Source organism: Neobacillus sp. MER 74, assembly GCF_023714155.1.
Genome location: NZ_JAMAUV010000023.1, coordinates 24,378 through 48,255, shown reverse-complemented (window position 1 = coordinate 48,255; position 23,878 = coordinate 24,378). Strand labels below are relative to the sequence as shown.

Here is a 23,878-nt window from a genome sequence, read left to right as displayed (position 1 = left end):
TATAAAGTTGCTAAGCAATATAATAAAGGGTAAGAGCCATTAGACTCATACCCTTTATTAAACCTATTTTACGTACCTTTTGTAGCAATTCTCATCTCTAGCTCATGAAATCTTTGATCCAAAAAATAAAAGAAATTCGGTCTATTATTTTTTATATAATCAAAGTCTTCTTTGTTTATGTTAATAATATATTTTTTTAACCTTGCATACTCTATTTGACTAGCTTTAGCAAATTTCCATTCATCTCCGGAAAACTTTTTATATGAAAAAATTATACCAGCCTTAGTATTATCGGTTTTATCTATTACACCCGCTAATTTGTCAACCCAAGCACTCGGAACATTATTGTCTTCGTTTTTACATTCACAAATTAGCCTTCTATTTAACACAGTTAAAAGTGGAACTTCTATGTATTTTAAATATGGTTTTATAAAAACTGAGATATCTAGTTGATTTGTTAATGTTTTTATCGTAGGGTCTACCTGAAATATTGTAATAAAAGAAAGGAGAATGCAACTAAGGTCCTCTAAGGCATCTCCTTTCTCTTTTGTGCTTACATTATTTTTTAAACTCAATAAAAAACGATCATAAGCAACATCATAATTATCCCAATCAGGTTTAAATAATGTTTTATCAATTTCATCTCTACTTACCGGATTAGACATAAAAGTAGGTAGTGTTAATGCTGATTGTTGTTTCTTAGTAGGTTTTATCCTTTTATAATTTTCATTTCTTGGTTTAGACTTTATATTTTTAGGGCTATCTGGATCTGGATACTCCTTCAAATTAAAAGTAATCAAAATGTATTCATCATTATCATATGGGCTAAATATTTGATCACATTCTGGGCAGTTGATTAATCCAGGAATATTATCTAAATCATGGACGACTTTAACCAGTTCTTGCGGATCATTAGGACAATATATTTCATAATTAATTGATAATATATTGGTTTTTAATGCAACTAAAGTAAATATTTCATTAGAAAGGTTAAAATCTATTCCCATATCAACCGAAAATCGTGCTGGTCTAATTCCATTTCTTTTTAGACCAGTTAATGCCCCCAGCCATGAATCAAGTTTATTAATGATTAGAGGGTCAACTCCAAATTCATCTAAACGATTCAATGAGGGAAAGTACATGATTGTACTCCTCCTTTATTAGATATCTTTTAAATTCCATTTTGTAATAACCAGTATAAGATGCTATCTTGGTTTTTATACGTATTGCTTTTCTTTCATGTTCTGTGAATTCATTATCACTTACTGAAATATCAATATCTTCATCTTCAGAATCTAGATCCAGTTCAAATGAATCTTGAATCTCTTCATCAATTTCAGGACTCTTTAATTCTTTAAACCATGCAACCCAAAGATTGTCAAGTAATTTTACTTCATCAATAGTTTCCCTCGTATCAAAAAATATGTCTGATGTTTGAATAGGCATACTCCGGTGTTGTGACCTCGCATTAATACGGCCACCTCGATCATCTTTAAAATCAAACATGTTGACATATCCTTTCTTGCCTTCAACATACATTTTTATAACATCTTCATTTTTCATAATCATAGCTCTTTCTAATAAACCAATAATTCTTTCTGGCAAATTAAGAGGTTCTGTATTGCTCGGTAAATTAAGATTTTCTGCAATTTGAGTAGTAAAATTATTTATTAGGTCTTGACTTTCTTCGATTTTAGGCTTGAATTGCAACTCGATAAAGTTGGTCATCTCTTTCTCAATTTTATACATTGTGTTTTTCATTTCTTCTGCAGCACCATCTAGATACTCGAAACCATAATCATCTTCAAAGCGCTTTAAATATTTTTTAGCTAAATAATTCGCTGTAACCGATGGAGAATTAACATCTTGACCTGATTTTATACTTGATTGAGACCGAACACGAAGAACAAGTAAATTATTTAATAAGTCTAGTTCTACACAAACATATGTGTTTATTGGTTCAAAGACAGGGGTTTGATTATCAAAATGGTACGTGTAATTTTTTTCAATATACCCTAGGTATAGCTTGCTAATCAGATTTTCATCATGTTCATTAACATCATATTCAAATCTGGCCAATGATACACCTTCTGGAATAAAAATTCTATCCATATTATTAAATGGATGTATTCCTCTATTCGAGAAATACTCTAATAAACTATCTTTTTCCTTGTAATGAGCGATAGTTTCTTCATCAACCTCGATAAAAAAATTGTGTTTATTTTTCCCATACCAAATTTGCTCTTTAATAAAAGACCTAACTATCTCTTCAGATAATCTTTCGCTTCTTACAGCTAATAATATATTAGTAAAGATAATGTTTTTTGCTCCTTGATAATCTACACCGTGATCCTTTGCAAATTTTCTAACTGCAGCGACATTTATTAATTCTTTAATATCCGATCTAAAACTAAATGCCATGTAATTCACCCTTACATTTTTAATATAATATAAAGTACTTCTCTAAATTAATCCATTTTCCTTCCTTATTTTCAGACAATGAAAAAATAATAATTTCACAAAAAACCTCATTTACTTGTGGTAAGGTTCACCGCGATTAATCCGAAAGGCTCGATAAATCTGCTCGACGAGGATGAGCCTCATCAATTGGTGGGGGAAGGTCATCCGTGAAAAGGAAAGCTGCTCATTCGAGCGTTTGATTACTTCCTCACTCAATCCCAGCGATCCGCCAATCACGAAGGCAATTTTACTTTTTCCATAGGTTGCTTTTTTTTCTAGTGAATCCGCTAGTTCTTCGGATGATCCTAACTTACCTTGAATCGCTAGTGCAATGACATATGTATCTTGGCTAATCTTTGCCAAAATTCGATCGCCTTCTTTTTGCTTTACTTGGACCATTTCTAACTCACTTAATACTTCTGGTGCTTTTTCATCAGGAACTTCAATCACGTCGACCTTTGCATAAGCCGTCAGCCGTTTTAAATATTCCTCAATACCCTGCTTTAAATATTTCTCTTTTAATTTGCCAACCGTAATAATCGAGATATTCACAATCCACAGCCCTTTTCACTTTATTACAAACAGTTTACAAACAAGATATCCACAGAAGTTATCCACATATTCACATTTTTTATCCACATCTTGTATGGAATCACTTGTTCGCCACAACATATGTAGCTTGATTTTGACAATATTCACAGTGTGTTGATAAGTTATCCCCATCTATTTTCGATAAAACTGGAAATGTCTCAAATTCATCCACAATATCATCTAAGGCAATATCCACATGTTCCTCACAGCTATAAATCATTTTTCATCCGTCAACCTTTCTTACAGTTATTATTTACTATTATTGTTTGCACGATAATCGACTGTCATACAAGATCCCTCAATAACTTATACATAATACCACAATTAAAAACAGGAAAGTGACTAGTTCACCTTCCTGCTTATTATCAAACATTATTGAGTTGTATCAGCTGATAAAGTTAGAGTCGTTTGCTTCAACTTTCCATCGCGGTAAAATTTAATCTTCAATTGCTCACCGATTTTCTTTTTCTGGTACAAATGTTTCCGAAGATCAATGACATCATTAATTTTTTCCCCATCCATCTCAACAATGACATCTAATTCTCGTAAACCGGCTTGCGCCGCTGGCGAATTCGGTACCACTTGTCTTAAGGCGACTCCATAATTGATATTTCGAGGTAATTTCAATGCTTCTTCTTGGTAGTAGGCAGGAATTTCAGAGACTGACTTTAAATCAACACCCATGTATGGACGCTTAACAGATCCAAACTTTTCAAGGTCATCAATGATCGGCCGTGCCGAGTTAATCGGAATCGATAAACCAATTCCTTCTACAGCATTTTGGGCAATCTTCATGGAGTTAATTCCTACAAGCTGACCAGCAATATTTATCAATGCCCCGCCGCTATTACCAGGATTGATTGCCGCATCTGTTTGCAGTACTTCTGCATTCCAGTCAATGATCCCATCTTGATTAATATCAACAGGAATCGTCCGCTTTAGTCCAGAGATAATACCTTGGGTGACTGACCCTGAGAAGGTCGCACCAAGCGGATTTCCGATGGCAATGACCGGTTCACCTATTTTTAAACGATCGGAATCACCAAATTCAGCTACCTTTTTAATCTTGGCTGCATCAACCTCAAGTACTGCTAAATCGGTCCATACATCACTGCCGAGCAGTTTAGCAGGAATTTTTGTCCCATCACTAAAGCTTACCTCTAGCTTTGCTGCTCCTTCAACTACATGGTGATTCGTCACAACGTAAGCCTTTCCTCCTGCTTTCTTGTAGACCACACCTGAGCCCGTTCCGGCTGCTTCTTCTTGTGTCGGCGCTTCTTCATCAGACCAAAAGTTTGATGACTGGATATTATTAATTCCGACAACGGCATCGGCAGCCTTATCAACTGCTTTCGTAGTGTTTGTGTTCACATCATAGGAAATTTGTTTTTGAGTGAAATTCTGATTCTTATTATTATTGGTCGTTGATTCTACAGCATTGTTTTGATTTGTTTCAATTTGATAGGGAAGAATTCCACGATTTGATAGGGCAGGGATAGAAATAACAACTAGAATGGCTCCAAGGATGGCCCCAACGATACTGGCAAGGAAAACCCCGCCTCTATTTCCTTTCCGTTCCCTGAAGCGGTTTTGTGAATGATCATCATAATAACCCACTTTACACCATTCCTCACTTTCCGAAAGATTCCTACCGTTTATTTTGGCTTATAATTACAATTATACTCGCTCTTCTTTAAATTACTAATTAATTACTATGTATTAATAAAAACTTACTACTTTGTTCATAATTTTTTAATAAATCGGCTGTGTTGAACTAGTCTGTTGATTTCCGTTCCAGGATGCTCTTCACGGGGAGGGAGTCTCGCACCTTCCGCTCGCTCCAATCAACATGGTGCCATAAAAAAACGAAGTACCTGTCATAAGGTACCTCGTTTTTTTAACTAGATTACACAGCTGTTAATGCTGTTGGGATTTTCGGGTCTGTGTCGTAGAGTCCGAATTGTTCACCGACAATCAGCCCTCGCTCTTGAAGGGTTTGGGAAACTGCCATTTTGGCTAAGTCCTTCATGTTATTGTCCATGCTTAAATGGGCAAGATAAATTCGCTTGGTTTGATCGCCAATGACATCACTCATTGCTAAAGCTGCATCCTCATTAGAAACATGGCCGACATCACTTAATATCCTGCGTTTAATATTCCATGGATATCTGCCCATCCGCAGCATCTGCACATCATGGTTGGATTCAAAAATATAAACATCGGCATTCGAAATGGTGCCCTTCATTCGGTCGCTAACATATCCTGTGTCCGTGATAAGAACGAGTTTTTTCCCAGAATGGTGGAATACGTAAAACATAGGCTCCGCCGCATCATGGGAAACCCCGAATGACTCAATATCAACAGAACCAAAACTCTTCACTGTTTCCATATTAAAAACAAATTTTTGTTCCGTTGGAATGGCACCGACTGAACTTTCCATGGCCCGCCATGTTTTTTCATTCGCATACACAGGCAAATGGTATTTACGAGCAAGAATCCCAATCCCTTTAATATGGTCACTGTGTTCATGCGTTACAAATATTCCGGAAAGCTTACTAATATCGCGATCGATTTGTCCAAAAAGTGCCTCCATTTGCTTGCCGCTAAATCCCGCATCCACAAGAAACGAATGCTCATCAGACTCTACATATAGAGCGTTTCCTGTACTGCCGCTTGCAAGAATGCTATAACTTAAAGACATACAATTTCACTCCACTTTACTTTTTTCATCGCTATTAAATTGAATAATCTGCCCTTCAAATGCGTTCACAAATAGACTCTCCTTGCCATTGACCTCAAAGCGCCATGTGGGCGCTAATACTTGGGAAGCTGCCAACTGAATGAGTGTGGAATAGCCAAGTTCAATCGTGGTGATATTGCTCTTCGACTTCAACATCCCCTTCTGATGTAAGGTTTCAATCGCCTTTAACGGCGCCAAAATCTCTTCCTTGGCCGTTAACTTTTCCATCTCCACCAGGTAGGTTTGATCATAGGAGACAATTTGGTTCTTATCACCAATTTTAAATGTAATCATCCCATTTATATTTTTAAATAAAGGGACACCGTCTGACGTCTGGTAGTAGGTGATGGATTGTTCCTTGTCACTTTTCTCGCCAAATTGATAATCCTCACCAAAAAGGACATTGTCATTCATAAAAGTAGATAACTCAGCGGGTTCAAACTTTGCCTTGATTTTAATCGGCTTTTCTAGTGTGACATGGAGCGTGGTCGTTCCTATACCCCTTATGTCCTCAGATTTTCCTTTCAGCTTATCCGTATCAACTTGAGTAAACACCTTGGGCTTGGCACTAAGATACTGGGCTTTAATCGGATCCTTAGGAAAGTCTTTATACGTGATTTCATCTGCTTTTAACTTTTCTTCAAATGAGGCCTCAGAAATGACTTCATATTTATTAGCATCACGTATTTTCATGAATTGATATAAGAGATACACATCTAAGATTAAGAAAGTGATAATAAAAATAGTTTTTATCTTACTCCAATCCATGCTGTGATCCTCCTAGGTCTTCCATCGTAATCTGTCCCCATGATTTATCATAGCGATAGAACCAGGCGGGTTCTAAGACAATTAGTTTATTCTCCTTTGAATCCCGTTCCATCCGATAGCCTAAGATCATATCCTCAAGCAGGCTCGGCTTAAAATTCTTTTTGTTTTGTAAAAATTTCAAAGCATCATGTCCTGAAGGACGGGTCACCTTTACCATCTCTGTGGTTAAAGGGAGCTCTAAGGCTATGTTTGGGCGAATATACTTATTGATCTCATCGCGTCCCCAAACTTCACTAATTTCAGTCATGCCATTTCCATTAAAGACAGGGTAGCCTTCCATACTATATAAGCGGAAGGTGACAGTATGGGTATATTCATTTTTATCAACATAGCGATAAGGGTCTGTCCAACCTCCATGTTGATTGACAAAATCAATGCTTCGTTTCACTAACTCATAAGAAGTGTTGATAAAGTTCTCTTCTACAGTCGGATTGACGTACCTGAGGAGATTACTTTCAAAATTCACCGTCATTTTACTAGAATCGTTTGTGTACTCCTCACCTGATGGGACAAAACTCTTTTGGACAAAACTAGGGTCGCTAAAAAGCGCTTCTTTGAATTCTTCAGAATCAAGGGTAACAGGCAAATATTTATAGGTCATCATCTCTGTGACCGCCTCGGGCAGAAAAATAGTCCGTTTTTCAGATGCTTGATAAGCAAAATAACGCGGATATTTTGCTGCCTTTAAATAAAAATTACGGTTAAACTCATTTAAATTGGCAGAAGAGATGTGACTAATATAAACTTGTTCGCTCTCGGTGGAAACAAAATAGACAATCCCATTTTCCTTTGCGGAATTCTCTGTATTAATAATGATTCGATTAAAGTTGAAGGCGGGTATCTTTTTTCCTTCAATATTTAATACACTGCGATATAACTCAATCGGGACATCACCTGGAAAAATAATTTCCGTTTTACCTCTGTCATGGATTAATTCCTTGATGTCTTTGACCTCATTCGTAAACTTTTTCACATCAAAGAAAGTCCAACCGCTGAGTTCCTTAATCACCTTGTCCATTTCATCTGTGTTATTGGTCCCGTAATGCTTGCCTTTGAAATGGTAAAGAAGCTGGTCAGGTCTGACAATTTTTTGAACCTCTTGTTTTTCACTTAACGAGACCTCTTTTACATAGTCGTTGCTTTTCATCGTTTCATAATTCGGTTGGTACGTCCAAAGGTTCCAAGTTAGCAAAATACTGACCATAACTAGTACGATTAGAATTCCTGATTTAATATTCTCGTATCTCATGACCATTCATCCTCTTCAGAACGTTCATATGGGAGTGAAAAGGAGATTCTTGTTCCCTTTCCTTCCTCACTTGTTGCCCAGATTGCACCGCCATGAGCATTGACCATTTCCTTTGCAATCGCCAAACCTAGGCCTGTGCCGCCTAATTTTCGCGTTCTCGCTTTATCCACACGATAAAAACGGTCAAAAATATTTTTAATATTCTCTTTTGGAATTCCAACCCCTTGGTCTGAAATGCTCACAATAATTTTATCGTCCATCTCTTTCATCGAAAAAGTGACTTGGCCGCCTTCTGGCGAGTACTTTAACGCATTGGAAATAATATTATATAAAACCTGTGTCATTTTATCTTCATCCACTTCAACAAAGATCGCATGCTTTGGCAGCTTTCGCTTAAAGGTAACATTTTGCTCCTTAGCCATTTCAAATCTGTCAATAATGCGGTCAAAGAAATCAACAAAGTTAACCCACTCAATCGTCAATCGATAATCCGTACTATCCATTTTTGAAAGCTGGAGCAGGTCATTCACTAGACGAATCATTCGTTCTGTTTCAGTCCGCGTCACTTCTAAAAAGTTCGGAGCAATCTCCTCATCCCGCCAGGCTCCATCTGCGAGCGCCTCTAAGTAACTCCTCATCGTTGTCAGCGGTGTCCGCAGCTCATGGGATACATTGGCGACAAACTCTCTCCGTTCCGCATCAATTTTTTCTTGGTCGGTAATATCATGCAGAACGGCAATTAAACCATTGACAAAGCCTGTCTCTTTTTGAATTACGGAGAAATTGGCACGCAGAAAATACCGTTCCTTTTTCGTACTATAATCTAAAATAATGGAATCCTTTTCTTCCAATAAGTCTTCAAAGGAATTCGTATCATCTAAATCTAATAACTCTACAATGGGCTGGGTCAGCACTGTTTCACGTGAAACATTCAGCATTTCCGCCGCCGGTTCATTAATTAAGATCACTCGGCCTTTACGGTCAGTGGCGATTACACCATCGGTCATATAGGACAAAACAGTGGAAAGCTTTCTTCGTTCCCCTTCTGTCATCGCCTGTGCTTCCTGCAGTTTCTTCGTTAAATTATTAAAGGTAATCGCCAGTGTCCCTATTTCATCATTGCCATAGACCTTAACTTTTCTTGAAAAATTCCCCTTGGTCATCGCGATCGCCTGCTTCTTCATATCAGCAATCGGCCTAGTGATCGTTTGTGCTAACAATATACCCAGCAATGCGGTAATAGATAGAGCAATCGCCGTACCCGTAGCAAAAATCTTATTGATTGTTTTCATTTGCTCAAAGACATTCTCAATTTTAGCTACCAAATAAATGGCACCGATAACCTTTTTCCCCGACTTAATTGGTGTTGAGAGGACCCATATCCGATGTCCTGTTTGTTTATCGATATTAATGGAACTTTGGTCCTCTTCTAAAACCATAGATTGCTTCACTTGAAGTTTAGTGGTTCGTTGACCAACCACTCCTTGGTTACTAGGATGGGAGGTCCCAAGGATTTTTAGGGAGCCATTTTCAACTACCTGAACTTCTGAAATATCACCTGCACCAAAATCCCTAAGGATTTTCTTGATATCTTCTTCGAGTGTTGGATCTTCAGGCGTTCTCTCCTTCTCCATTTCCTCGACAATATTATAGGCCAGCAATTCAACCCGCTGTTTTAACGATGTTTGGAAGTTGGTCCGTAAGGTTTCCTCCAACTGTTTGACAAAATAAACACCGATAATTTGCATCGCCACTAATATAAGGAGGACATAGATGATAACGAACTTTACGTGTATAGAGCGAAAGAAACCAACCTTCTTCATTCCTTTTACTCCTGTTCAGGATTGCGCAAATAGTATCCTACCCCGCGCCTGGTCACAATCCATGTTGGATGGCTAGGGCTGTCCTCAATTTTTTCCCGCAATCTTCTCACTGTTACATCGACTGTCCTGACGTCACCATAGTAATCGTAACCCCAAACGGTTTGTAAAAGGTGTTCCCTGGTCATTACTTGGCCGATATGTTTGGCTAAATAGAATAGCAATTCAAATTCACGGTGGGTCAACTCAATCGTTTCACCGCGCTTTGAAACAATGTAGGCATCAGGATGAATAGTCAGTGAACCTATCTCGATTTCATTCGTTTCAGATTCATCATCTGCCGGTGCCAGAATTTGTTGGTGACGACGTAAATTAGCCTTGACGCGTGCAATTAGTTCTCTAGTGCTAAACGGTTTCGTCACATAATCATCTGCACCCAACTCAAGTCCTAAGACTTTATCAATTTCAGAGTCCTTTGCCGTCAACATGATAATCGGCATTTCATACTTCTTACGGACTTCACGGCATACTTCCATCCCATCACGTAAGGGAAGCATAATATCTAAAAGGATTAAATCTGGCTGTATTTCTTCGACCAATTCAAGTGCTTCATTCCCATCATAAGCGCAATAAACAACGTATCCTTCTTTTTTCAAGTTAAACTGGAGAATATCAGCAATTGGTTTTTCATCATCAACAACAAGAATTTTCTTTTCCATACCATTGCTCCTTTTCAATTTTTCACTTTCATCTATTTAATAAAATAAGACTAGAAGTCATAACTATACTATTTTACTGTATCATGTTATTCACATAAATTCACCTATAACCAATTGGTAAGGCTGGAAGATTAAAAAGCGCAAGCGCCCGTTTAGCGGCGTATGGACTGGAGCACTCCAACCGAGATAAAGGAAACACGAAGAGCGTAAGCGATTCGATGTTGACTTATCGTAGGGCGGAGAGCGAAGTACACTAGCCGCTGGGCGCTTGAGCTGGATTCAGAGAACCACCTCCAATTTATTCTAGTTTTTTTATATCCATAATAAAAGCCTCTAGCATTAAGCTAGAGACTCATCTTTTATCTTAAATAAGAAAGTGGGTTTACCAAGCTGCCGTTTTTATAGACTTCAAAATGCAAGTGAACACCTGTAGCATCTCCTGTAGCTCCCATGATTCCAATGGCGGAACCCTTGGAAACTCTCTGACCTACCTTAACCTTAAGTGAAGACATATGGCCATATAGTGTGCGGTAGCCATTTCGATGGTCAATGATAATCTTATTACCATAACCGCCTCCCCAGCCCGCTGAAACAACCACGCCATTATCAGCTGCCTTGATCGTTCTGTTGCTTGGTCTAGCAATATCAATCCCTTTGTGCATTCTTCCCCATCTAGGACCTTGCTTACTTGAAATATATCCACCAACCGTTGGCCATGCAAAGGTGCCGTCACCGCGTGATGGAGTTACCTTTGTTCCTTTGATGAAAATCTCATTAACAGGCTGTTCAAGGATCGTTTCATTTTCCTCATCCTTGTTTACGGTTACACCATTTTGTTCGGAAATTTTATAGGTAACGGAGCGAGCACCGTTTTTACCTTCCTGTTTTACCTTTGTTTTCCCTTTTGAAAGAGATTTGTCCTCAATTACATTCTTTTTATAAGGAATTTCTTCCTTTTTGTTTACTTCTTTATCAACCATTACTTCAATAAACGGTTTTGGAACGGTGATATTAATTTTCTTGCCAACCTTTAGGAGTGTATCTTTAGTAAGTCCAGGATTCACCTTTAGGATGTCAGCCATCTTCAAATGGTGATCTTGGGCAATGATTTCAAGTACATCTCCTTTTTGGATCGCATATTTCTTTTCTGTTAGCGTCCCTTTTTGTAAAAAGGTTACTGCCTCTTCGACTGACATAATTTTTTCTGGAGCCGTATTTTCATTTGAAAAAGAAACATTTTTAGAGAGTCGTACGTCTAATAAGCGAGACTCATTTTCTTTTAATGCCGGTAAGTTTGTATTATCTGAAGCTTTTCGGTCCTTTAGATCCGCTAATTGATCCTCAGGCACGTATTGATGAATCAGTTTCTTCATGACTTCTTCCGCTGTCTTTTGATTTTCTACATAAGCAATTGGTTTCCCGTCAATCACGATGGCAGACGCTTCTGTTTGAAGCTGGAAGATATTTCGGATGGTCTGAACTGTTTCTGTTTCCGTTTCAGCCGTTGGAAATACTTGATATGGAACGTCTTGAATTTGCTTCATAAAATCAGGATCATCGGCCTTTTCAGCTAAGATTTTATTCACCACATTTTTATCCGTAACATTACCTATATATGTACCTTCAAGGTAGACATGATAATCCTTCGATGTTTCTGATGAATCAGCAAATGCAACTGGACCATTACTAAAGGCAATCAGTGATGATGCCATGGTAGTCACCATTGTCGTTTTCAGTAAAAACTTTTTTGTTTGTGATATTTTATCTAAAAAAAACATTTTTCCTCCCTAAACCACGGTAAAACCCTCTTAATCTATTTTTTTGCAATTAAAGAATTTCCCAGAATTTTAGACCTTCTTCACTTTATCATAACTTTTTGTAAATAGATTAATAGTCTTTATACTGTAACAAAACTGTATAATTGCTGACATTTTCAGCAGGGGGGAATTGGTCCTTTTGGTAAAAGGAGGTAGTAGGAGCATAAAAAAAAGAAGCCTGCATTTGCAAGCTTCCTTTTTTTATGGCTCAGGACGGAATCGAACCGCCGACACAAGGATTTTCAGTCCTTTGCTCTACCGACTGAGCTACTGAGCCACTTATATGGCGGTCTGGACGGGACTCGAACCCGCGACCTCCTGCGTGACAGGCAGGCATTCTAACCAACTGAACTACCAGACCAATATTAAATTGATTGTCAACAAGGAGACCGTCCTTGCCAGCCATTTGCTGACAATCAAAAGCCATGACCCCTACGGGATTCGAACCCGTGTTACCTCCGTGAAAGGGAGGTGTCTTAACCACTTGACCAAGGGGCCATATATTGAAAGTTATTTTGCTAAAGCAAAAAACTATGGTGAGCCATGAAGGACTCGAACCTTCGACCCTCTGATTAAAAGTCAGATGCTCTACCAACTGAGCTAATGGCTCGTACTAAAATGATTCCCTAAACCAGTATTCTGCCGGATGCCCACGCCTCAGAAAGCTTATTCAAGCAGCAACTCGGCGTGTGCCCTGAAGCTGTTTCAAAGGAGCTTATTCGATCGTGCTCTACCAACTGAGCTAATGGCTCGTACTTGTTTTAATTTGTCGTATCGTGACGACGCTTTTTATAATAGCACGGACTTTGGACTAAAGGCAATACTTTTTTCAAAAAACTTTTATAAAAAGTTTGAAGCCCTCAAAATGAGGGCTTCATTCGGTATGTTCAAAATTATATTTGTCTAGCTACAGCGCCTAGGGACTCGGGGTCATAAGCCAATCCGACCTGAAGGTTAAAAAGCAACCTTCACGCCGGCTAGTCTTATGCCTGTCGTCCCTGAACAGGCGCTTCCGCTTTTATATTTGTCTCCAAGGGCTGCGGACTACATTTGTTTGATTACGATCTGGTCCGACTGAGAACGTTGTTAATGGAATTCCAGTTAACTGGGTCACTCGTTCTACATAATGACGGGCATTTACAGGCAGTTCGTCTAAAGTTTTAACGCCTGTAATATCCTCTGTCCAGCCTGGAAGCTCTTCATAAACAGGTTCACACTGTGCTAATATCTTCAAGCTTGCCGGGTATTCCGTAATAAGCTCACCATTGTAGCTATACGCAGTACAGATCTTTAATGTTTCAATTCCAGTTAAAACATCAATGGAATTAAGTGATAAGTCAGTTAATCCGCTCACACGGCGGGCATGGCGTACAACGACACTGTCAAACCAGCCAACGCGGCGAGGGCGGCCGGTTGTTGTTCCATATTCACGTCCAACTTCACGGATTTGATGACCAATTTCATCATTTAATTCTGTCGGGAATGGACCGTCACCTACACGAGAAGTGTAAGCCTTGCACACTCCAACTACATGGGTAATCTTAGATGGACCCACTCCTGAACCAATTGTAACACCGCCGGCTACCGGATTAGATGAGGTTACAAATGGGTAGGTACCCTGGTCAATATCCAGCATAACCCCTTGAGCCCCTTCAAAAAGAACTCGTTTGCCTTCATCCAGTGCATCATTCAAGACCACGGATGTATCACAAACATACTGTTTTACTTGTTGACCATATTCATAATATTCGTCAAGGATTTCTTCTTTCGTAAATCCTGTTGTTTCATAAATACGTTCAAACAAACGATTTTTCTCTTCCAAATTACGTTCCAGCTTTTCTTCAAACACATCGCGTTCAAGCAGGTCAGCAATTCGAATGCCTACGCGCGCTGCTTTATCCATGTAAGCTGGTCCAATTCCTTTTTTGGTTGTACCAATTTTATTCGCACCCTTACTTTCTTCTTCAACAGCATCAAGTTTTAGGTGATATGGAAGAATGACATGAGCGCGATTACTAATACGAAGATTATCGGTTGTAATCCCTTTTTCATGTAAATAAGCAAGTTCTGCAACAAGTGCTTTAGGATCAACAACCATTCCATTTCCGATGACACAAATTTTTTCTTTATAAAAAATTCCAGATGGAATTAGGTGCAATTTGTACGTTTCTCCGTTGAACTTTATGGTATGGCCTGCATTATTTCCTCCCTGATAACGGGCGATTGCTTCGGCATTTTCAGAAAGGAAATCTGTGATTTTCCCCTTACCTTCATCTCCCCATTGAGTTCCAACAACTACTACTGATGACATATAAGGCACCTCCAAATTAAATACGCTTTACTATTTTCCATAGACCATTTTACCAATTTTTATTACTAAAAGCAAACCAAACACGAACATTTTTATTAAAAAGTTATATTACGTTCGTAAAATATTAATTTACGAATCTACCTTGTTAGTTTTATAGTTTTTCCATAAAATAGAATTATAGTTTTACTAAAATAATGAAAAGGATGTGGAATATGCTATTTAAATCTCGTCTGGAATTGTTGGAAATTACTCTGTTGCGATCATTAAATGCCCGAATGCGTTTATCCGATAAGGATGTTAGTAACTATACAAGACTCAGAAAGGGATTAGAAGGTGAGCAAAAGAGTGATCTGTGGTTGGAGGGGCTCTCAGAGGAGTGGCTCGTCATCCATGATTTATTACTGGAATATAACAATTCAAAATTCCAAATTGATACATTACTTATATCCCACGATAAAATTTACCCTTTGGATATCAAAAATTTTGAAGGCGACTACTTTGTCGAAGCCGAAAAATGGTATACGAGTGCTAAAAAAGATATGAAGAATCCTGTACACCAACAGGATCGTTGTGTCGTCTTACTTCGTTCCTTACTCCGTGATCTTGGCTATCATTACCCATTTGAGCCCTATCTAATCTTCATTAACTCCGAATTTCATTTATATATAACCACTATTAATCCATCTCTTGTTTTCCACTCACAATTGAACCGTTTTTTGAAAAAGCTCAATGCAAGATCTGTAAAACTGAATAAAGGACACTACAAGTTAGCTGAACAATTAGTTGCTCTCCATATGGTAGAGTCACCTTATCCGAACTTACCAGCCTACCAATATGAGGATCTGAAAAAAGGAATCCTTTGTCCAAAGTGTTACTCCTTTTTTTCTGAAATTCACGGTTCAAGTTTGGTGTGTGGAAATTGCGGCTGCAAAGAGGAGGTGGAGTCAGCGGTGTTAAGGAGTGTCACAGAATTGGTCCTTCTTTTTCCTGGTTACAAGATTACCACAAAGATTGTTTGTGACTGGTGTGAGATTGTGAAATCGGAGAAGACTATTAGGAGGATACTGGGGAAGCATTATAAACAAATTGGCCATGGAAAGTCTGCAAATTATGTTTTACCAAAGGATTAAGTTTGTTAATTGCTCTTTATAAAAACTATGGTTACCGTTTGGCTCTTCTTTTACGACAAACAGGCATCATACAGCCCCTATGGTTACCGCTGGGCTCTTCTTTTATGACAAACGGGCATCATACGGCCCCTATGGTTACCGCTGGGCTCTTCTTTTACCACAAACGGGCATCATACAGCCCCTATGGTTACCGCTGGGCTCTTCTTTTACCACAAACGGGCATCATACGGCCCCTATGGTTACCGTTTGACCTTTTTTCTCAAGCCACGAGTGCCATGGACGCAAAAAAAAGGCTAGCCAAACTAATTTGGCTAGCCACTACGCTCCTGGAGCATCATCATACCGTGTCTCGAGGTTGACGAACTTATTGTATTCTTTTACAAACGCCAACGATACCGTTCCCGTTGGACCATTACGCTGCTTCGCAATAATGATTTCGATAATGTTCTTATTCTCTGATTCCTTGTCATAGTAGTCATCACGATACAAGAACGCTACGATATCGGCATCCTGCTCAATAGAACCTGATTCACGAATATCGGACATCATCGGACGCTTATCTTGACGCTGTTCCACACCACGGGACAGCTGAGAAAGGGCGATAACCGGAACTTTCAGCTCACGGGCTAACTGCTTTAAGGAACGAGAGATCTCGGAAACTTCCTGTTGACGGTTTTCACCCGAACGGCCGCTTCCTAAAATCAACTGCAAGTAATCGATTAGGATCATCCCTAAACCATGCTCTTGCTGCAAACGACGGCATTTCGAACGGATATCACTGATGCGGACCCCTGGAGTATCATCAATAAAAATTCCTGAATTCGAAAGACTTCCCATCGCCATCGTCAGCTTGCCCCAATCTTCGTCTGTAAGGGAACCGGTACGAAGCCGCTGGGCGTCAATATTTCCTTCCGAACAAAGCATACGCATAACCAGCTGTTCGGCACCCATCTCCAGACTGAAAATCGCAACATTTTCACCCGTTTTTGTTGCTACGTTGGCAGCGATGTTTAAGGCGAAAGCCGTTTTACCCACGGAAGGACGGGCTCCAACAATGATTAAATCATTTCGCTGGAATCCAGCTGTCATTCGATCTAGTTCAGCAAAACCAGTGGAAATCCCGGTAATGTCTCCGACGCGGTTGTGCATTTCCTCAATATTGTCATACGTCCGAACCAGCACATCTTTAATATTATGGAATGCACCAGCATTCTTTCGCTGCGCCACGGCCATAATATTTTTTTCAGCTTCACTTAAAAGCGCCTCAACCTCATCCTCACGGGAATATCCGTCAGATGCAATATTTGTAGCCGTGCGAATTAATCTTCTAAGTAATGATTTCTCTTCTACTATTCTCGCATAATATTCAATATTAGCTGCCGTCGGAACGGAGGCGGCCAATTCCCCTAAATAACTAACCCCGCCTGTATCTTCAATCAGTTTGGCAGCTGCAAGTTCCTCTGTTACCGTTACAAGGTCAACTGCTTTCCCTTGATCATTGAGAGTAAGCATCACGTTAAATATTTTTTGGTGGGCGGCACGATAAAAATCCTCAGGAATTAAAATTTCAGAAGCTAGTACGAGAGAGGAAGGCTCTAAGAAAATAGCCCCTAAAACAGCCTGCTCGGCCTCAATATTTTGTGGTGGCATGCGATCTGCATATAAGTCATTCATATATCAAAAACCTCCTATCATGAAGAGGATGATTTATTATTATCAGAAACTATCATATCTCTATAAACAAAAGAAAAAAGTGACCAGTTAAAACCGATCACATCGTGTTGAGTACTTTTCTATTCTATCATGTTCCAGAACCATTTCGTACTGGGAAAATTTTTATTTTACTTCTGTCACAGAAACGGTTAATGTCGCAACCACATCATGATGAAGTTTTACTGGAACCTTTGTGTGGCCAAGCGTGCGAATAGCATCTGCTAATTCCATCTTACGTTTATCGATTTTGATCCCATGCTTCTTTTGTAATTCTTCTGCAATTTGCTTTGTTGTAATAGAGCCAAATAAACGGCCGCCTTCACCTGCTTTAGCAGTTAATTGAACCGTGATTTGGTCCAATACTTCTTTTAATTTTTTTGCTTCCGCTAATTCTTCCTCCGCTAGCTTTGCTTCCTTCTTTTTTTGAGCATCAAGCGTACTGATATTGGCATTATTCGCTTCCTTTGCTAAACCTTGTTTAAGAAGGAAATTATGAGCATAACCGTCGGCTACATTCTTCACTTCACCTTTTTTCCCTTTACCCTTTACGTCTTTTAAGAAAATTACTTTCATTCCTTTTTCACTCCTTCAAAATAATCATCTATTGCTAGCTTTAATTGATTTTCGGTTTCTGCAATTGATAAACCAGTCAGTTGTGTGGCTGCGTTCGTCAGGTGTCCGCCGCCTTTTAGACTTTCCATGATGACTTGGACATTGATGCTTCCAAGTGATCTTGCACTAATCCCAATCACGCCTTCACTGCGCTCTGAAATAACAAAGGAGGCTGTCACACCATCCATTGTTAATAAAGTGTCTGCCGCTTGGGCAATGATCACTTGATCATTGAACTCATTTTCTTTGCCTTTCGCAATCGCAACCCCTTCGCGGTAAAAAGTAACAGACTCAATTAACTTGGACCTCTTAATATATGTATCCACATCTTCCTTCAAAAACTTTTGAACGAGGATGGTATCTGCTCCATGTGCTCGTAGATAGGAGGCCGCATCAAACGTCCTGGAGCCTGTTCTGAGGGAAAAGCTTTTGGTATCCACGATGATTCCCGCTAAGAGGGCTGTCGCTTCAATCATTTCAATTTTACCTCGTTTTGGCTGATATTCAAGGAATTCTGTCACTAGTTCTGATGTCGATGAGGCATAGGGCTCCATATAAACAAGGAGAGGATTGGCAATAAACTCTTCGCCGCGGCGATGATGATCAATGACAACCTTATTGTCAATTTTATTGAGAAGCCGTTCTTCAATGACCATGGACGGTTTATGTGTATCCACGACAACAAGTAAGGTCTTATCCATAGCAATTTCCAGTGCCTCTTCTGATCCAATAAAGTGGGCAAACAACTGCTCTTGCTGTCGTATTTCGGCCATTAACCGTTTCACTCCACTTTCCATGTCCTGAGTGTTGACAACGATATAGGCATCTTTCTGATTCATTTGCGCGACTTTATAGATGCCAATGCTGGCACCAATCGAATCCATGTCCGGATTTTTATGACCCATGATGATTACTTTATCACTAGCGATAATTAAATCCCTTAACGCATGTGAAATCACTCGTGCTCTGACTCTCGTGCGCTTTTCGATTGGATTGGTTTTACCGCCATAAAACTTCACCTTGCCGCTTGGCAATTTAATCGCTACTTGGTCGCCGCCTCTGCCTAAGGCCAAGTCCAAGCTTGATTGGGCTAACCCGCCTAATTCTGGCAGGGAAGTTACTCCCGTTCCGACACCAATACTTAAGGTAAAGGATACATTTTGCTTGGATGTCATTTCTCTGACATCATCAAGAATAGTAAATTTCCCTTTTTCCAGCTTTTGAAGAATTCCTTCACTGAACACGCCAATAAATCGTTCAGAGGAAATTCTTTTTAAAAAGATCCCATTATCCTGCGCCCATTTATTGAGGATAGACGTCACCAGATTATTGATGCTGCCACGCATTTGGTCATCCATTCCCTGGGTGAGATCATCATAATTATCTAAAAAGATAATGGAAATAACGGTCCTGTCATTGTGATACATTTTCTCGATTTCTTTTTGTTCCGTTACATCGAAAAAGTATAAGAGACGTTCCTCACGTCTATGGATGACGCGGAATTTCCGTTCATGAAGGGTAATAATTTCTGTTTCTACTTCCTGTTTAATTAGCGGTATCAGGGTATCTGCGACATCATACAGTGATCTTCCCACCAAGGTATCCTGATCAAAACAAGAGGCTAAGAATGGATTAGTCCACTCAATATAATACTCATCATTAATGAGCATAATCCCGATGGGCATTTCCATTAGCGCTTCTTCACCAACTCGTTTTACGCGGTAGGAAAGGGTTGAGATATACTCTTCCATTTCTTTTCGTTGGCGCCGATCGACTACAAACATATAGTAAATGGGGAAAAACATTAATAACAGCCCTGCTACACTTAATATCCTGTTATATAAATACAGGATAATGAGCAGTACCACTGTGACAGCAATTAACCCATAAAAAGGGTAACGAATGGACCGCTTTTCTAAAAATGCAGGCAAAATTTTCAGCTCCTAGTCGTGAATCTACTCTTTCTTTTCAAATTGCTTCCGAAAGTTAAAGCCTAAATCAGTAATGCCTAATAACATTATTATATAACGGACCAACGGAATCATGAAAGTAAGAATTACTACAAACACGCCAAGTCCCTTCGCAATGGACCTTTGGTGGAAAAGAAAAAATAAAAGCGCCACTCCCTGCAAGAGGATAAACGTCTCTAATACGGATCTTGCATTGATTAAAACAGAATATATGTAGGTTCCTTCTTCTGGATGAAATAAGAGCATTGCCCCCAAGGCAATTAAATAATACCACAACAGACTTTTAGGAAGGGCTAGATTACGAAAATGACCCCAAGGCTGAACATTGACACCAAATCGCTTAGCAATTGGAAAGCAAACCCACTGAATAATAAATGTAAACATAATGGAGGAAAAAATAAGAGCACTTGGTAACAGTAAGCTAATTTGCTTAAGCATGAGGGCATTTTTCTCTTTAAGCTGTGCAATTTCACTTTCTCTTCCCATCGCTTTCAGCATTTCCTCAGAGTTTTTAACTGATTCATTTATGGCCACTGTTAGTTCATGGATAATATCTATTTTCATAAAGGAAACAACGACGGCATACATACTTATTAAGCCAACCAAAATCGTGAGCGAACTAGCAATCAGTATGAACGTCCGACTCTTGCCCTTTTGAAGCAAATAACCGATCAACACACCAGCCAATCCATAAATAAGCATAAAACCTAACCCCATCAACGAGCCGGCAATGAATGAAATAAAAATGGCTGCTGCCACGAAAGCGGCAATCAGTTTCAGATTATTTTTAAAAGCAAAGATAATAAACGGCAGCGGTAATACCAAGTTTACAATTGCCCCGACAACGGGAACGTAGATGCTTATTAATAGCAGTGCAGCAAAAGCCGCCAAAAGGATTGCACCCTCCGTTAACTTGCGTACATCTTTCACACTTTCACCCCTAAACAATTACAACACTAATCTTTATTTTACCCGAGATAATCATTTCGACACAAGTTTACGAGTATAAGAAAAAGGCAGCAGGGAGAACCCTTACTGCCTTTTCCATCTATTTATTATTCACCTGCAACAAATGGAAGTAATGCCATTTGACGTGAACGTTTGATTGCAACTGTTAATTTACGTTGGTATTTAGCGCTAGTACCAGTTACACGACGTGGTAAAATCTTTCCACGCTCAGAGATAAATTTCTTAAGTAGATCTACATCTTTATAGTCGATTTTAGTGATACCATTTGATGTAAAGTAGCACACTTTACGACGTTTTGCGCGACCGCCTTTACGTCCTCCTGCCATGAAAATTCCCTCCTTTTTCATTATTGATATTATCGTTCAATTAAGGTTGGTTAGAATGGAAGGTCGTCATCGGAAATATCAATTTGACCATTACCAGCAAACGGATCCTCGTCCATTCTTGTATAACCTTTATTCGTGTTTTGGTTTTGACGCTGATTCTGATTGCCACCGCCATAAGGATTACCTTGTGGTTCCCTAGGAGGAGCACCGAATTGGTCGTAATCGCTTCTTCCGCCACCGCCGCCAGATGCGTTTCTAGGTTCTAAGAACTGAACACTTTCAGCTTGTACCTCTGTAACATAGACACGTTTACCATCTTGTCCTTCATAGTTGCGGGTTTGAATTCGGCCATCCACACCTGCGAGGCTTCCTTTTTTCAAGAAGTTCGCCACATTTTCAGCTGGTTTACGCCAAACAACACAGTTAATAAAGTCTGCTTCACGTTCTCCTTGCTGATTAGAAAATGTACGGTTAACTGCCAAAGTAAAGGTAGCAACAGGGACCCCATTTGGTGTATAACGCAAATCAGGATCTTTTGTTAAACGGCCAACAAGTACGACACGATTCATCATCAGAATCAACTCCTTTTTATTTGGAAAAATGTTCCACGTGAAACATTTCTACCAAGATCTATATTAAGCGTCTTCTCTAATTACTAAGTGGCGAATGATATCTTCGCTGATTTTTGCAAGACGAGAAAATTCTTGTACTGCAGCAGCTGAAGATGTTGTTTTAGTGATTTCGTAGTATCCGTCGCGGAAATCGTTGATTTCATATGCTAAACGACGCTTACCCCAATCCTTTGTTTCAGCAGTTTCCGCACCGTTTTCAAGAAGAATTGTATTAAAACGCTCGACAAGAGCCTTTTTAGCTTCATCTTCAATATTTGGGCGGATGATGTACATGATTTCGTACTTATTCATCACAGTCACCTCCTTTTGGTCTAAACGGCCCATTTGGGCAAGGAGCAATTATTAATTACTCACAAGTTGAAATTATAGCATACAAATAAATTAATTGCAATGTCATTCACAGAAATGAGTTATTTCCAGTTTTGAGCTGTTAATATTGCATGTTAATTTCCGCTCCAGGTGCGAGCGGTTCGCGGGCGTTCCGGGGAGCCTCCTCGGCGCTTAAGCGCCTGTGGGGTCTCCCCAGGCCCGTACTCCCACAGGAGTCTCGCACCTTCCGCTCCAATCAACATGGTGCCAAATCACCCTGTCTCCTTTACTTACCACTGCAAAATAAAAGCTCTGCAAAATTTGCAGAGCTTGAGCTATTATACGTTAAAACGGAAGTGGATGACGTCGCCGTCTTTTACTTCGTATTCTTTTCCTTCGAGGCGGACCTTGCCGGCTTCTTTGGCAGCTGTATGACTGCCAGCAGCTAATAGATCATCAAATGAAACGGTTTCGGCACGGATGAAGCCGCGTTCGAAATCAGAGTGAATGACTCCTGCACATTGCGGAGCTTTCATTCCTTTTCTGAATGTCCAGGCGCGTACTTCTTGAACACCTGCGGTAAAATAAGTCGCTAATCCAAGTAAATGATAAGCAGCACGGATTAACTGATCAAGACCAGATTCTTCAATTCCTAGCTCAGACAGGAACATTTGCTTTTCTTCACCCTCAAGTTCAGCAATTTCCTCTTCAATTTTTGCACAAACCACGATAACTTCGGCGTTATCAGCCGCTGCAAATTCGCGTACCCTTTGAACATATTCATTGTCAGATGGATCAGCAATATCATCTTCACTTACATTGGCCACATAAAGGACAGGCTTAATCGTTAATAGGTGAAGTCCTTTGACAAGTTTCATTTGCTCATCGGTAAAATCAACCGTTCGAGCAGGCTTTTCTGCTTCAAAAGCATCACGCAGCATCGCTAGCACTTCGAATTCAGCCGCCGCTTCCTTATCCTTTTGCTTAGCTAATTTTTCAACACGGCTAATCCGCTTTTCTACTGATTCCATGTCGGCAAGAATTAGCTCTAAGTTGATGACCTCAATATCATCGATTGGATCCACTTTACCTGATACATGGGTAATGTTTTCGTCAGCAAAACAGCGAACGACTTGGCAAATCGCGTCAACTTGGCGGATGTGTGAGAGGAATTTATTCCCTAGACCTTCCCCTTTGCTTGCTCCTTTAACAATCCCTGCAATGTCGGTAAATTCAAAAGCGGTTGGTACGGTCTTTTTTGGTTGAACCAGTTCTGTTAATTTTTGGAGACGGTGATCAGGTACCTCAACGATTCCAACGTTTGGGTCAATCGTACAGAAAGGGTAATTGGCTGATTCTGCCCCTGCTTGGGTAATTGCGTTAAATAAAGTAGACTTACCAACGTTCGGTAATCCTACGATACCAGCTGTTAATGCCATTTATTTCACTCCTCAAAAAATATGATCTATTTTAAATGTTGGCTATGTTAAAATTGCCTGTCGATTTCCGTTCCAGGCACTTCGCTTTCCGCGGGCGGTCCGGGGAGCCTCCTCGTCGCTGCGCTCCTGCGGGGTCTCCCCTGCCCCGTCCTCCCGCAGGAGTCTTCGTGCCTTCCACTCCAACCAACAGGGTGCCAAAATAAACAAAAAGCCTTAACATAGCCTAAATTAGTTCCAATAATA

22 protein-coding genes and 4 tRNA genes are annotated in these 23,878 nt (G+C 39.7%); 1 reads left to right on the top strand and 25 read right to left on the bottom strand.

Going from position 1 to position 23,878, the window contains the following annotated elements:
- Positions 1–68 precede the first annotated feature (68 nt).
- The 16 genes from M3610_RS23315 to M3610_RS23240 form a co-directional block, all read right to left on the bottom strand.
- Positions 69–1,142: a hypothetical protein gene (locus tag M3610_RS23315; RefSeq protein WP_251463003.1), complete on the bottom strand. Its 1,074-nt coding sequence runs from the start codon at positions 1,140–1,142 to the stop codon at positions 69–71.
- Positions 1,111–2,421, bottom strand: coding sequence for a hypothetical protein (locus M3610_RS23310; protein ID WP_251463001.1), 1,311 nt, complete (start codon positions 2,419–2,421; stop codon positions 1,111–1,113). The genes M3610_RS23315 and M3610_RS23310 overlap by 32 nt, the downstream gene beginning before the upstream one ends.
- 111 nt (positions 2,422–2,532) lie before the next feature.
- Complete coding sequence (gene rlmH, locus M3610_RS23305; RefSeq protein ID WP_251463000.1) at positions 2,533–3,012, bottom strand: 23S rRNA (pseudouridine(1915)-N(3))-methyltransferase RlmH; 480 nt, start codon at positions 3,010–3,012, stop codon at positions 2,533–2,535.
- Between the two features lie 100 nt (positions 3,013–3,112).
- The gene (locus tag M3610_RS23300) at positions 3,113–3,271 is read right to left on the bottom strand and encodes a CxxH/CxxC protein (RefSeq protein ID WP_081825622.1); all 159 of its coding nucleotides are present in this window, start codon (positions 3,269–3,271) and stop codon (positions 3,113–3,115) included.
- Between the two features lie 152 nt (positions 3,272–3,423).
- The gene (locus M3610_RS23295; protein ID WP_251462998.1) at positions 3,424–4,668 is read right to left on the bottom strand and encodes a S1C family serine protease; all 1,245 of its coding nucleotides are present in this window, start codon (positions 4,666–4,668) and stop codon (positions 3,424–3,426) included.
- Between the two features lie 289 nt (positions 4,669–4,957).
- Positions 4,958–5,752, bottom strand: a complete 795-nt coding sequence (locus M3610_RS23290; protein ID WP_026568079.1) for an MBL fold metallo-hydrolase — start codon at positions 5,750–5,752, stop codon at positions 4,958–4,960.
- 6 nt (positions 5,753–5,758) lie between these two features.
- A complete protein-coding gene (locus M3610_RS23285; RefSeq protein ID WP_098576984.1) occupies positions 5,759–6,559 on the bottom strand; it encodes a two-component system regulatory protein YycI in 801 nt (266 codons plus the stop codon).
- A complete protein-coding gene (locus M3610_RS23280; RefSeq protein WP_251462996.1) occupies positions 6,546–7,868 on the bottom strand; it encodes a YycH family regulatory protein in 1,323 nt (440 codons plus the stop codon). The genes M3610_RS23285 and M3610_RS23280 overlap by 14 nt, the downstream gene beginning before the upstream one ends.
- Positions 7,865–9,691, bottom strand: coding sequence for a cell wall metabolism sensor histidine kinase WalK (gene walK, locus M3610_RS23275; RefSeq protein WP_098576989.1), 1,827 nt, complete (start codon positions 9,689–9,691; stop codon positions 7,865–7,867). Before walK ends, M3610_RS23280 begins: the two co-directional genes overlap by 4 nt.
- Positions 9,692–9,696: 5 nt before the next feature.
- Positions 9,697–10,407: a response regulator YycF gene (gene yycF, locus M3610_RS23270; RefSeq protein WP_098576992.1), complete on the bottom strand. Its 711-nt coding sequence runs from the start codon at positions 10,405–10,407 to the stop codon at positions 9,697–9,699.
- A 359-nt stretch (positions 10,408–10,766) separates the two neighbouring features.
- Positions 10,767–12,185: a peptidoglycan DD-metalloendopeptidase family protein gene (locus M3610_RS23265; protein ID WP_251462989.1), complete on the bottom strand. Its 1,419-nt coding sequence runs from the start codon at positions 12,183–12,185 to the stop codon at positions 10,767–10,769.
- 243 nt (positions 12,186–12,428) lie between these two features.
- Positions 12,429–12,501: transfer RNA gene (locus tag M3610_RS23260), tRNA-Phe, on the bottom strand.
- A 7-nt stretch (positions 12,502–12,508) separates the two neighbouring features.
- Positions 12,509–12,585: transfer RNA gene (locus tag M3610_RS23255), tRNA-Asp, on the bottom strand.
- Between the two features lie 65 nt (positions 12,586–12,650).
- Positions 12,651–12,722 (bottom strand) — tRNA-Glu (locus M3610_RS23250).
- 36 nt (positions 12,723–12,758) lie between these two features.
- Positions 12,759–12,834, bottom strand: a tRNA-Lys gene (locus tag M3610_RS23245).
- A 408-nt stretch (positions 12,835–13,242) separates the two neighbouring features.
- Positions 13,243–14,535, bottom strand: a complete 1,293-nt coding sequence (locus tag M3610_RS23240; RefSeq protein WP_098577078.1) for an adenylosuccinate synthase — start codon at positions 14,533–14,535, stop codon at positions 13,243–13,245.
- A gap of 212 nt (positions 14,536–14,747) precedes the next feature.
- Between M3610_RS23240 and M3610_RS23235 the strand changes: the two genes are divergently transcribed.
- A complete protein-coding gene (locus M3610_RS23235; RefSeq protein ID WP_251462987.1) occupies positions 14,748–15,665 on the top strand; it encodes a nuclease-related domain-containing protein in 918 nt (305 codons plus the stop codon).
- 318 nt (positions 15,666–15,983) lie between these two features.
- On the opposite strand, the gene dnaB is transcribed toward M3610_RS23235, so the two are convergent.
- The 9 genes from dnaB to M3610_RS23190 form a co-directional block, all read right to left on the bottom strand.
- Positions 15,984–17,339 carry a replicative DNA helicase gene (gene dnaB, locus M3610_RS23230; protein ID WP_098577072.1) on the bottom strand — a complete coding sequence of 452 codons (1,356 nt, stop codon included), beginning with the start codon at positions 17,337–17,339 and terminating at the stop codon, positions 15,984–15,986.
- 162 nt (positions 17,340–17,501) lie between these two features.
- Positions 17,502–17,951 (bottom strand): 50S ribosomal protein L9, encoded by a 450-nt coding sequence (rplI, locus tag M3610_RS23225; protein ID WP_098577069.1) that lies wholly within the window; start codon positions 17,949–17,951, stop codon positions 17,502–17,504.
- Entirely contained in the window at positions 17,948–19,921 is a 1,974-nt protein-coding gene (locus tag M3610_RS23220) for a DHH family phosphoesterase (protein WP_098577067.1), read from the bottom strand. The genes rplI and M3610_RS23220 overlap by 4 nt, the downstream gene beginning before the upstream one ends.
- A 24-nt stretch (positions 19,922–19,945) precedes the next feature.
- The gene (locus M3610_RS23215) at positions 19,946–20,890 is read right to left on the bottom strand and encodes a YybS family protein (RefSeq protein ID WP_251462985.1); all 945 of its coding nucleotides are present in this window, start codon (positions 20,888–20,890) and stop codon (positions 19,946–19,948) included.
- Positions 20,891–21,015: 125 nt separating this feature from the next.
- Positions 21,016–21,255, bottom strand: a complete 240-nt coding sequence (rpsR, locus tag M3610_RS23210; RefSeq protein ID WP_098577061.1) for a 30S ribosomal protein S18 — start codon at positions 21,253–21,255, stop codon at positions 21,016–21,018.
- Positions 21,256–21,305: 50 nt separating this feature from the next.
- Positions 21,306–21,827, bottom strand: a complete 522-nt coding sequence (gene ssb, locus M3610_RS23205) for a single-stranded DNA-binding protein (RefSeq protein ID WP_098577058.1) — start codon at positions 21,825–21,827, stop codon at positions 21,306–21,308.
- A 63-nt stretch (positions 21,828–21,890) separates the two neighbouring features.
- On the bottom strand, positions 21,891–22,178 hold the full coding sequence (rpsF, locus tag M3610_RS23200; protein WP_026568065.1) for a 30S ribosomal protein S6: 288 nt from the start codon (positions 22,176–22,178) through the stop codon (positions 21,891–21,893).
- Positions 22,179–22,534: 356 nt separating this feature from the next.
- Entirely contained in the window at positions 22,535–23,635 is a 1,101-nt protein-coding gene (gene ychF / locus M3610_RS23195; RefSeq protein ID WP_098577055.1) for a redox-regulated ATPase YchF, read from the bottom strand.
- A 31-nt stretch (positions 23,636–23,666) separates the two neighbouring features.
- Positions 23,667–23,855: a hypothetical protein gene (locus M3610_RS23190; RefSeq protein ID WP_251462983.1), complete on the bottom strand. Its 189-nt coding sequence runs from the start codon at positions 23,853–23,855 to the stop codon at positions 23,667–23,669.
- Positions 23,856–23,878 lie beyond the last annotated feature (23 nt).

Coding starts and splice junctions, on each gene's coding strand:
- ychF (WP_098577055.1), bottom strand. CDS start 23,635: ATGGCATTAACAGCTGGTATCGTAGGATTACCGAACGTTGGTAAGTCT.
- dnaB (WP_098577072.1), bottom strand. CDS start 17,339: ATGAATGACTTATATGCAGATCGCATGCCACCACAAAATATTGAGGCC.
- M3610_RS23280 (WP_251462996.1), bottom strand. CDS start 7,868: ATGAGATACGAGAATATTAAATCAGGAATTCTAATCGTACTAGTTATG.
- M3610_RS23290 (WP_026568079.1), bottom strand. CDS start 5,752: ATGTCTTTAAGTTATAGCATTCTTGCAAGCGGCAGTACAGGAAACGCT.
- rpsF (WP_026568065.1), bottom strand. CDS start 22,178: ATGAATAAGTACGAAATCATGTACATCATCCGCCCAAATATTGAAGAT.
- ssb (WP_098577058.1), bottom strand. CDS start 21,827: ATGATGAATCGTGTCGTACTTGTTGGCCGTTTAACAAAAGATCCTGAT.
- M3610_RS23310 (WP_251463001.1), bottom strand. CDS start 2,421: ATGGCATTTAGTTTTAGATCGGATATTAAAGAATTAATAAATGTCGCT.
- M3610_RS23265 (WP_251462989.1), bottom strand. CDS start 12,185: ATGTTTTTTTTAGATAAAATATCACAAACAAAAAAGTTTTTACTGAAA.
- M3610_RS23300 (WP_081825622.1), bottom strand. CDS start 3,271: ATGATTTATAGCTGTGAGGAACATGTGGATATTGCCTTAGATGATATT.
- rpsR (WP_098577061.1), bottom strand. CDS start 21,255: ATGGCAGGAGGACGTAAAGGCGGTCGCGCAAAACGTCGTAAAGTGTGC.
- M3610_RS23315 (WP_251463003.1), bottom strand. CDS start 1,142: ATGTACTTTCCCTCATTGAATCGTTTAGATGAATTTGGAGTTGACCCT.
- yycF (WP_098576992.1), bottom strand. CDS start 10,407: ATGGAAAAGAAAATTCTTGTTGTTGATGATGAAAAACCAATTGCTGAT.
- M3610_RS23190 (WP_251462983.1), bottom strand. CDS start 23,855: ATGTTAAGGCTTTTTGTTTATTTTGGCACCCTGTTGGTTGGAGTGGAA.
- walK (WP_098576989.1), bottom strand. CDS start 9,691: ATGAAGAAGGTTGGTTTCTTTCGCTCTATACACGTAAAGTTCGTTATC.
- M3610_RS23240 (WP_098577078.1), bottom strand. CDS start 14,535: ATGTCATCAGTAGTAGTTGTTGGAACTCAATGGGGAGATGAAGGTAAG.
- rplI (WP_098577069.1), bottom strand. CDS start 17,951: ATGAAAGTAATTTTCTTAAAAGACGTAAAGGGTAAAGGGAAAAAAGGT.
- M3610_RS23235 (WP_251462987.1), top strand. CDS start 14,748: ATGCTATTTAAATCTCGTCTGGAATTGTTGGAAATTACTCTGTTGCGA.
- M3610_RS23285 (WP_098576984.1), bottom strand. CDS start 6,559: ATGGATTGGAGTAAGATAAAAACTATTTTTATTATCACTTTCTTAATC.